Origin of the sequence: Streptomyces sp. NPDC056835 (genome assembly GCF_042789485.1) — a bacterium.
In the GTDB taxonomy this organism is placed as follows: domain Bacteria; phylum Actinomycetota; class Actinomycetes; order Streptomycetales; family Streptomycetaceae; genus Streptomyces.
The window spans coordinates 219323-228020 of record NZ_JBHUBB010000002.1 but is presented as its reverse complement, the minus strand read 5'-3'; the positions used below and the strand labels follow the sequence as shown (position 1 = coordinate 228020).

The window sequence follows — 8698 nt, the reverse complement described above, 5'->3', positions numbered from 1 at the left end:
TCGCTGTGGCGGGGGGGTGGGGGGGGGCCGGGGCGGGGGGGCGGGGGCGGTCCCCCCCCCCCCTGCCCGCTCAACCTGCCGGCGGCCGGCCCCCCCCCCCCCGCCACGGCCGTACTGTTGAGCGGTCCGTGTGAAGCGGACGTGGTGAGCAGGGCGTGTCGAATCAGTCACAGACAGGTGGAAGGCGCAGGCATGGTGCAGATCAAGACCCCCGAGCAGATCGCGAAGATGCGTGAGGCGGGACTGGTCGTCGCCGCCGTGCACGCGGCCACCGGCGCGGCGGCGGTGCCCGGCGCCACCACCCGGGATCTGGACCAGGTCGCCCGCAAGGTACTGGCCGAGCACGGCGCCAAGCCGAACTTCCTCGGGTACGGCGGGTTCCCCGCGACCATCTGCACCTCGGTCAACGAGGTCGTCGTGCATGGCATCCCGGACGACAGGACCGTCCTCAAGGACGGCGACATCATCTCCATCGACGCCGGCGCGATCATCGACGGCTGGCACGGCGACGCGGCCTTCACGGCGTTCGTCGGCACCGGTCACGCTCCGGAGCTGGTCGAGCTCTCACGGGTGACCGAGGAGTCGATGTGGGCCGGGATCGCGGCGATGCGCGGCGGCAACCGGCTGGTGGACGTGTCCCGGGCGATCGAGACGTACATCCGCAGACAGCCCCGCCCCGGCGGCGGCAAGTACGGGATCATCGAGGACTACGGCGGCCACGGCATCGGCACCGAGATGCACATGGACCCGCATCTGCTGAACTATGTCTCGCGCAAGCGCGGCAAGGGCCCCAAGCTGGCCCCGGGCTTCTGCCTGGCGATCGAGCCGATGGTCTCGCTCGGTACGCCGCGTACGGAGGTGCTGGAGGACGAGTGGACGGTCATCACGACCGACGGCACCTGGTCCTCGCACTGGGAGCACTCCGTGGCGCTGACCGAGGAGGGCCCGCTGGTCCTGACCGCCCCCGACGGGGGTAAGGCGAAGCTCGCCGAGCTGGGCGTCACCACGGCTCCGGACCCGTTGGCTTAAGAATCTCCTTCGGTGGGCAAACTGAACGGATTCGTCTTTTCGAGTGCGCTCCCGTAGACTGACGCGTCGGCTCTGGTGTACCCGTGTGTCCTCATGCGGCTGCCAGAATCGATCAAGGTAGCCGATTCGAAGGGCGAAGCGTGGCCAAGAAGCAAGGTGCCATCGAAATTGAGGGCACCGTGATCGAGTCCCTCCCGAACGCCATGTTCAAGGTGGAGCTGCAGAACGGTCACAAGGTCCTCGCGCACATCAGCGGCAAGATGCGGATGCACTACATCCGTATCCTCCCCGATGACCGGGTCGTGGTGGAGCTGTCTCCGTACGACCTGACGCGTGGCCGGATCGTCTACCGATACAAGTAGATCTTGCAGTCACCCCTCGCGGGGTGCCCGCACTGACCCGGAGAACCTCAATCCCATGAAGGTCAAGCCGAGCGTCAAGAAGATCTGCGACAAGTGCAAGGTGATCCGCCGTCACGGCCGGGTCATGGTCATCTGCGACAACCTGCGCCACAAGCAGCGCCAGGGCTGACGCAAGACCACCTGCCTCTCGCAGTACTTCGCGCGACGCGAGCAAACTCGTAATGACGCAGTGTCCGGCTCCCACCCGGTGGGACCGACACCTCCGGCGGAGGCCGGGGACCCGGACCGTACCGCTCCCGCACAGGGACGGACCGGCAGCCGGGAACGACACTGCGGAAGACCTCCGACATCATCAGGAGCCATGAATGGCACGCCTCGCAGGCGTTGACCTCCCGCGCGAAAAGCGCGTCGAGGTCGCCCTCACCTACGTCTTCGGTATCGGGCGCACCCGGTCCAAGGAGACCCTCGCCGCCGTTGGCGTCGACCCGAACGTCCGCGTCCGTGACCTCGCCGAGGAAGACCTCGTCAAGATCCGCGAGTACGTGGACGCCAACCTCAAGACCGAGGGTGACCTCCGTCGCGAGATCGCCGCCGACATCCGCCGCAAGGTCGAGATCGGCTGCTACCAGGGTCTGCGTCACCGCCGTGGCCTGCCGGTGCACGGACAGCGCACCAGCACGAACGCTCGTACCCGCAAGGGCCCGCGTCGCGCCATCGCCGGTAAGAAGAAGCCGGGCAAGAAGTAGTCCTCAGCGGACGCTCATCAGCGGTCTTCGCTGTAGGACCGACCACCTCCCTGTAGGAGAAATAGATGCCCCCCAAGGGTCGTCAGGGCGCTGCCAAGAAGGTGCGCCGCAAGGAAAAGAAGAACGTCGCTCACGGGCACGCCCACATCAAGAGCACGTTCAACAACACGATCGTCTCGATCACCGACCCCTCGGGCAATGTGATCTCCTGGGCCTCCGCCGGCCACGTCGGCTTCAAGGGCTCGCGCAAGTCCACCCCCTTCGCCGCGCAGATGGCCGCCGAGTCGGCCGCCCGCCGCGCGCAGGAGCACGGCATGCGCAAGGTCGACGTCTTCGTCAAGGGTCCCGGCTCCGGCCGTGAGACCGCGATCCGTTCGCTCCAGGCCACCGGCCTGGAGGTGGGCTCGATCCAGGACGTCACCCCCACCCCGCACAACGGCTGCCGCCCCCCGAAGCGCCGCCGCGTCTGACCCTTTCCCCGCGCAGGGGAACGGCTCGCGGGCGGTACGGCGCTTCGGTGCCGTGCCGCCCGTACCCTTGTTCTGTTGGCATCAAATAGCGGGTGCCAAGACTGGAGGCATTAACCATGCTTATCGCTCAGCGTCCCTCGCTGACCGAAGAGGTCGTCGACGAGTACCGCTCGCGGTTCGTGATCGAGCCGCTGGAGCCGGGCTTCGGCTACACGCTCGGCAACTCCCTTCGGCGTACGCTCCTCTCCTCGATCCCCGGCGCGGCGGTCACGTCGATCCGGATCGACGGTGTCCTGCACGAGTTCACCACCGTGCCGGGCGTCAAGGAGGACGTCACCGACCTCATCCTGAACATCAAGCAGCTGGTCGTCTCCTCGGAGCACGACGAGCCGGTCGTGATGTACCTGCGCAAGCAGGGTCCCGGCCTGGTCACGGCCGCTGACATCGCCCCGCCGGCCGGTGTCGAGGTCCACAACCCGGACCTCGTGCTCGCGACGCTGAACGGCAAGGGCAAGCTGGAGATGGAGCTGACCGTCGAGCGCGGTCGCGGCTATGTCTCCGCCGTCCAGAACAAGCAGGTGGGCCAGGAGATCGGCCGGATTCCGGTCGACTCCATCTACTCGCCGGTGCTCAAGGTCACGTACAAGGTCGAGGCGACCCGTGTCGAGCAGCGCACCGACTTCGACAAGCTGATCGTCGACGTCGAGACCAAGCAGGCCATGCGGCCGCGCGACGCCATGGCGTCCGCCGGTAAGACGCTGGTCGAGCTGTTCGGTCTGGCGCGCGAGCTCAACATCGACGCCGAGGGCATCGACATGGGCCCGTCGCCGACGGACGCGGCGCTCGCCGCCGATCTCGCCCTGCCGATCGAGGAGCTGGAGCTCACCGTTCGGTCGTACAACTGCCTCAAGCGCGAGGGCATCCACTCCGTGGGTGAGCTGGTGGCGCGCTCCGAGGCCGATCTGCTCGACATCCGTAACTTCGGTGCGAAGTCGATCGACGAGGTCAAGGCGAAGCTGGCCGGCATGGGCCTGGCCCTCAAGGACAGCCCGCCCGGATTCGACCCGACCGCCGCCGCGGACGCCTTCGGCGCCGACGACGACGCGGACGCGGGCTTCGTGGAGACCGAGCAGTACTGAACCGCCTCCGGAGCGTGAGCTCCGGGTTCCGGCGGGCGATCGCCCGTCCGGGAACTGACACCGGTACCTGATACGGCCGGTGCAGACACAAGGAGATACACCATGCCGAAGCCCGCCAAGGGTGCCCGTCTGGGCGGCAGCGCCGCGCACGAGAAGCTGCTCCTCGCGAACCTCGCGAAGTCGCTCTTCGAGCACGGCCGCATCACCACGACCGAGGCCAAGGCCCGCCGCCTGCGCCCGATCGCGGAGCGTTTCATCACCAAGGCGAAGAAGGGCGACATCCACAACCGTCGCCTGGTGCTGCAGTCGATCACGGACAAGAGCGTCGTCCACACGCTCTTCACCGAGATCGCCCCGCGGTACGAGAACCGCCCCGGTGGTTACACGCGCATCACCAAGATCGGCAACCGTCGTGGCGACAACGCCCCGATGGCGGTCATCGAGCTGGTCGAGGCCCTGACCGTGGCGCAGCAGGCCACCGGTGAGGCCGAGGCGGCGACGAAGCGCGCGGTCAAGGAAGACGCCCTCAAGAAGGACGAGGCTCCGGCCGAGACCGTCGAGGACGCCAAGCCGGCCGCCGAGGCCGAGTCGGAGTCCAAGGACGCCTGAGCGTTCTGACGACTGACGGACGGGTCCGCTCCCTCGTGGGGGCGGGCCCGTTCTGTATGGAAAGGGCGGACAGGTGGGGCAGGTGGGTCAGGTGAGCGACGCTATCGAGGGCGCGGCGCCCGGACACGTACGGGTACGGCTGGACCTGTCGTACGACGGCAAGGACTTCTCGGGCTGGGCGAGGCAGCGGACCCGGCGGACCGTCCAGGGCGAGATCGAGGACGCGCTGCGTACGGTGACGCGGTCCTCGCGCACGTACGAGCTGACCGTCGCCGGGCGTACGGACGCGGGCGTGCACGCGCGCGGGCAGGTCGCGCATGTCGATCTGCCGGACGAGGTGTGGGCCGAGCACCGGGAGCGGCTGCTGCGGCGGCTCGCGGGGCGGCTGAGCCACGACGTACGGGTCTGGAAGGTCACCGAGGCACCCCCGGGCTTCAACGCGCGCTTCTCGGCCGTCTGGCGGCGCTACGCGTACCGCGTGACCGACCATCCCGGGGGCGTCGATCCGCTGCTGCGCGGCCATGTGCTGTGGCACGACTGGCCGTTGGACGTGGCGGCGATGAACGCGGCGTCCGCCGGGCTGCTCGGCGAGCACGACTTCGCGGCGTACTGCAAGCGGCGCGAGGGCGCGACGACCATCCGTACGCTCCAGCGGCTGGAGTGGGAGCGCGACGCGCACGGGGTGATCACCGCGACCGTGCGGGCCGATGCCTTCTGCCACAACATGGTGCGCTCGCTGGTGGGCGCGCTGCTGTTCGTGGGCGACGGGCACCGGCCCGTGGAATGGCCGGCGAAGGTGCTGGCGGCGGGGGTGCGGGACTCGGCGGTGCATGTCGTACGGCCGCACGGGCTCACCCTGGAGGAGGTCGGCTATCCGGCCGACGAACTGCTGGGTGAGCGGAACCGGGCGGCGCGCAACAAGCGGACGCTGGGCGCGAACCTGAACGGGGACGGGAACGGGGACGGGGACGGGGATCGAGCCGCGGACCGGGACCGGGACTGCGGCGCGGGCTGCTGCTGAGGTCAGCCGCGCCGCAGCCGTCGGGCGAGGCGGCGCAGCGGTCCCGGTGCCTGGGCCGGTGCGGCCCGCGCGGGTGCGGGCTCCGGCGCGGGGACCGCGACGCGCAGGGACAGATCGCGCTGCGGATTGGTCCAGTACGGCGTGACGCGGCGGTCCCGCGCGGTGGGGTGCGGCACGGGCGTCAGCCGCTCGGGCACCTCGGGTCCGCGCCGGGAGCCGAGCCGCGCGGACTTCGTCCAGCCGAGCGCGGTGAGGCGTACGGACAGATCCCAGACGCCATCGCCCAGCGGGGCGCCGTCCAGCGCCGTGGCGAGGTCGAGCCGGGCCGTCCCGGCGATGCTCAGCACGCCTTCGGGGCGGAAGACGGTGGTCTTCGTGGGCAGCCGGTACTCGGCGCCGCCGGCGCGCTCGCGCAGGACGAGGACGACGGACGCCTTGGCGGGTGAGGCGCCGCCGGTGAGCGGTTCGCGGGCGAGACGGTCCCGCAGGGCCGGGGAGAGACTGGCCGGGGCGAGGGCTACCTGGCCCCCGCCCGTGCCTGTTTCGGTAGCCGTGCCGGTGCCGGTGCCGGTGCCGGTGCCCGTGCCTGCGTCGGTGTCGGTGTCGGTGTCGGTGACGACGAGGGGGCCGTCCGCGCCGTGCAGTTCGCCGGTGAAGGCGATCCGCAGACAGCCGCCGTCGTTCAGCCAGGACAGCGCGTCCAGCCGCGCGTGGCAGACGACCGAGGACTCCCACGCGGCGAGCGCCACCAGCTCATCGAGCCGGTCGTCGGTGATCAGCCCGACGGCCACCCGGCGCGCGGCGGGCAGACCGGCCACCGACGTGCCCGAGATCCCGTCCACGACGACCCCGCGGATCGCCCGGAACAGCTCGCGTCGCGCGTCCTCGTCCAGGTCCAGCAGCCGTTTGCCGCTCAGCCGGTCCAGGATCTCCACACGCAGCCAGCGCCGGTGCAGCCGGTCGCGCGCCGCCCCGGGTCCGACGAGGCCGTCGACGGTCTTCAGCAGGGCGCGCAGTTCGGCGTAGAAATCCCCGGGCGCCGCGGCGGGGCCCGCGCCGCCGGGACCGTAGTGGTAGCAGACATAGCCGCCGAGGACGGCGGTACGGCCCGCCCGGAGGGTGGCCTCGGCCGTGAACGCCTGCTCGGCCAGGGCCTGGTTGCCGCCCGCCCGCGCGGCGAAGCGCAGCCCGTGCTCGTCGAGGAAGGCGCGGTGGAACAGCTTGTTGGCGGTCAGGCTGTCGGCCAGCGGGTCCTTGGAGAGCGTGGCGCGCGGCCGGTCCCGTACGAACAGTTCGCGGGGGACGGCCCGGCCCTTGCCCGCGAGCTTGCCGGCGACGATGTCGGCGTCGTGCTCGATGCCGTACGCGTACATCCGCTCCAGGGCTTCGGTGCCGAGCCGGTCGCCGGGCTCCATGTACAGCACGTACTCGCCGGTCGCGGTGTCGGTCCCGGCGTTACGGGGATCGGTGCCCGGCGCCGCGTCCGGCACGCTGATCACCTCGATGTCGTCCGCGGCCAGGGTCTGGGCGGCCAGTGAGGCGAGGGTGGTCTCCACGGCCCCGGGCGCCGCCCCGGCGGTCGGTACGACGACGCTGACCTTCGGCGGCCGGGGACCGGGCACCGCGTCGGTCGCGCGTACGGTCAGGGTCAGCCCTTCGTCGGTGAGGGCACCGGTGATCTCCCGACCGCCGAGGATTTCCGGGGCGGGCAGAGCCACCTCCCCGGGCGCGGTGTCCCCGCCGAGCCGGGTGTACCGGTCGAAGCCCGCGCCCATGAGCCTGATCCGCACCTCCCAGGCGCCCTCGGCCAGAGGCCCGCCGCCCGCGCCGCGCAGCGGGTCGACGGCGACGCTGCCGCGGACGACGGGCCGTACGAGCACGGTGCCCTCGGGCACGGCGCCCGCGAGGCCGTCCGGTACGGGTTCCTCCTCCAGGACGAGGGACGTCTCGCGCTCGGGGAGCCACACATGCGCGGTCTCCGCGTGCCGCAGCAGCACATCGGCCTTGAAGGACTTCAACTCGTCGGTCACCTCGACGGGTTCGGACAGGACCCCGTCCGTCAGGGCGGGCGCGAGGAAGTACCGCTCCCCGCGCCGGGCCAGCAGCAGACCGGACCCGTCGTGGGCGCCGCCGGGGCCGGGCTCGCCCGCGAACCGGGCGGTGAACGACATCTTGAACCGGTCGCGGCTCCAGCCCGCCCGCTCGATCGCGCAGCGGGCGCCGAGATCCATCTGCCTGCGGGTGAACTCGGTCAGTTCCGCCGGCCTGTTCTCCCGGAGCAGGGCCGATCTGGTCCGCTGTACGGCGGCCAGCCCCAGGTGCACGCCGTCCGTCATGAACTCCTCGGCCAACTCGCGCACCACCTCGAACGGGTCGTCCCGGAACGGCGGGTCGACCAGCAGGCCCCGGGGCGGCTCGCCCAGCCGGTGCAGCATCTCCACCCGGTAGAAGCGGCGCAGCAGGCGGTCGCGCTCGGGACCCGGCTCGGTGCCCGCGACGACCGTCGCCATGACCTCGCGGAGATTCCCGTAGTACCCGCGCGGGTCCATCGCGGCCGTACCGGCGTTCTCGGCGTCCTCACGGGCCCAGTACGCGTAACAGACGTAGTCGCCCAGGACGGAGACCACGGACGCCTTGAGATAGGCGCGGACCATGAAGAGCTGGTCCTCCAGGATCCAGGGCCCTTCGGGGTGCGCGATGCCGTGTTCGCGCAGGAACGCGGTGCGGAACATCTTGTGCGGGGTGAGGCTGTCGATGAGCGGCGCGTTCCGTACGGTGCAGCTCTCCCGGGTCCGGGTCATCAGACCGTACGGGACGCCCCGGCTGCGGAAGTTGCTGGCGACCTTGCCGATGACGATGTCGGAGTCATTGCGCGCGGCCATGGCGTACAGCCGCTCCAGCGCCTCGGGCGCCAGCCGGTCATCGTGGTCGGCGAACTGCACATAGTGACCGTTCGCCCGCTCCACGCCGATGTTGCGCGGCTTTCCCGGCCAGCCCGAGTTGGGGATGCGCTCCATCCGGAAGTGGTCGTGCTCGGCGACCAGGGCCGCCAGCCGCTCCGGGGTCTCGTCGGTCGAGCCGTCGTCGACGAAGAGCACCTCGAACTCGTCGCTGGGCAGGGTCTGCCCCAGCAGCGAGCCGACCAGCGGCTCGATGTGGATTCCCGAGTTGTATGTCGGTACCACCACGGTGACTTTGACCGCCATCCACCCCACGCCCTCTGTGCATTCACCAGCGCCACGCAAGTTGCGCAGACTGTACACAGCGCGGAGCACGCGCCGTGCCGGGGAAGCGCGGCGGCGCGGGTGAGCGGGGGCCGTGG

The 8698-nt window shown here is 70.7% G+C and carries 9 protein-coding genes; 8 read left to right on the top strand and 1 reads right to left on the bottom strand.

All coding sequences use genetic code 11. The annotated features are described in order from the left end of the window. The first annotated feature begins 192 nt into the window (after positions 1-192). The 8 genes from map to truA all read left to right on the top strand — a co-directional run bounded on the left by map (position 193) and on the right by truA (position 5376). On the top strand, positions 193-1029 hold the full coding sequence (map, locus tag ACFRMN_RS03485; protein ID WP_383012590.1) for a type I methionyl aminopeptidase: 837 nt from the start codon (positions 193-195) through the stop codon (positions 1027-1029). Positions 1030-1169: 140 nt separating this feature from the next. Beyond that, positions 1170-1391, top strand: coding sequence for a translation initiation factor IF-1 (gene infA / locus ACFRMN_RS03480; protein WP_003956442.1), 222 nt, complete (start codon positions 1170-1172; stop codon positions 1389-1391). A gap of 55 nt (positions 1392-1446) precedes the next feature. Beyond that, positions 1447-1560, top strand: coding sequence for a 50S ribosomal protein L36 (gene rpmJ / locus ACFRMN_RS03475; protein WP_003956441.1), 114 nt, complete (start codon positions 1447-1449; stop codon positions 1558-1560). 196 nt (positions 1561-1756) lie between these two features. Then, entirely contained in the window at positions 1757-2137 is a 381-nt protein-coding gene (gene rpsM / locus ACFRMN_RS03470) for a 30S ribosomal protein S13 (protein WP_030351452.1), read from the top strand. Between the two features lie 65 nt (positions 2138-2202). Beyond that, a complete protein-coding gene (gene rpsK, locus ACFRMN_RS03465; protein ID WP_003956432.1) occupies positions 2203-2607 on the top strand; it encodes a 30S ribosomal protein S11 in 405 nt (134 codons plus the stop codon). Positions 2608-2723: 116 nt separating this feature from the next. Then, positions 2724-3746: a DNA-directed RNA polymerase subunit alpha gene (locus tag ACFRMN_RS03460; protein ID WP_003956430.1), complete on the top strand. Its 1023-nt coding sequence runs from the start codon at positions 2724-2726 to the stop codon at positions 3744-3746. A gap of 102 nt (positions 3747-3848) precedes the next feature. Continuing rightward, positions 3849-4355, top strand: a complete 507-nt coding sequence (gene rplQ, locus ACFRMN_RS03455; RefSeq protein ID WP_383012587.1) for a 50S ribosomal protein L17 — start codon at positions 3849-3851, stop codon at positions 4353-4355. 91 nt (positions 4356-4446) lie between these two features. Further along, the gene (truA, locus tag ACFRMN_RS03450) at positions 4447-5376 is read left to right on the top strand and encodes a tRNA pseudouridine(38-40) synthase TruA (protein WP_383012584.1); all 930 of its coding nucleotides are present in this window, start codon (positions 4447-4449) and stop codon (positions 5374-5376) included. 2 nt (positions 5377-5378) lie between these two features. Here the strand turns inward: truA and ACFRMN_RS03445 are convergent, their stop codons facing one another. Further along, a complete protein-coding gene (locus ACFRMN_RS03445) occupies positions 5379-8582 on the bottom strand; it encodes a glycosyltransferase family 2 protein (protein ID WP_383012582.1) in 3204 nt (1067 codons plus the stop codon). Positions 8583-8698 lie beyond the last annotated feature (116 nt).

Excerpts from the sequence above, each read along its gene's own strand:
- map (WP_383012590.1), top strand. The coding sequence starts at position 193 with ATGGTGCAGATCAAGACCCCCGAGCAGATCGCGAAGATGCGTGAGGCG.
- rpmJ (WP_003956441.1), top strand. The coding sequence starts at position 1,447 with ATGAAGGTCAAGCCGAGCGTCAAGAAGATCTGCGACAAGTGCAAGGTG.
- rpsM (WP_030351452.1), top strand. The coding sequence starts at position 1,757 with ATGGCACGCCTCGCAGGCGTTGACCTCCCGCGCGAAAAGCGCGTCGAG.
- rpsK (WP_003956432.1), top strand. The coding sequence starts at position 2,203 with ATGCCCCCCAAGGGTCGTCAGGGCGCTGCCAAGAAGGTGCGCCGCAAG.
- ACFRMN_RS03460 (WP_003956430.1), top strand. The coding sequence starts at position 2,724 with ATGCTTATCGCTCAGCGTCCCTCGCTGACCGAAGAGGTCGTCGACGAG.
- rplQ (WP_383012587.1), top strand. The coding sequence starts at position 3,849 with ATGCCGAAGCCCGCCAAGGGTGCCCGTCTGGGCGGCAGCGCCGCGCAC.
- ACFRMN_RS03445 (WP_383012582.1), bottom strand. The coding sequence starts at position 8,582 with ATGGCGGTCAAAGTCACCGTGGTGGTACCGACATACAACTCGGGAATC.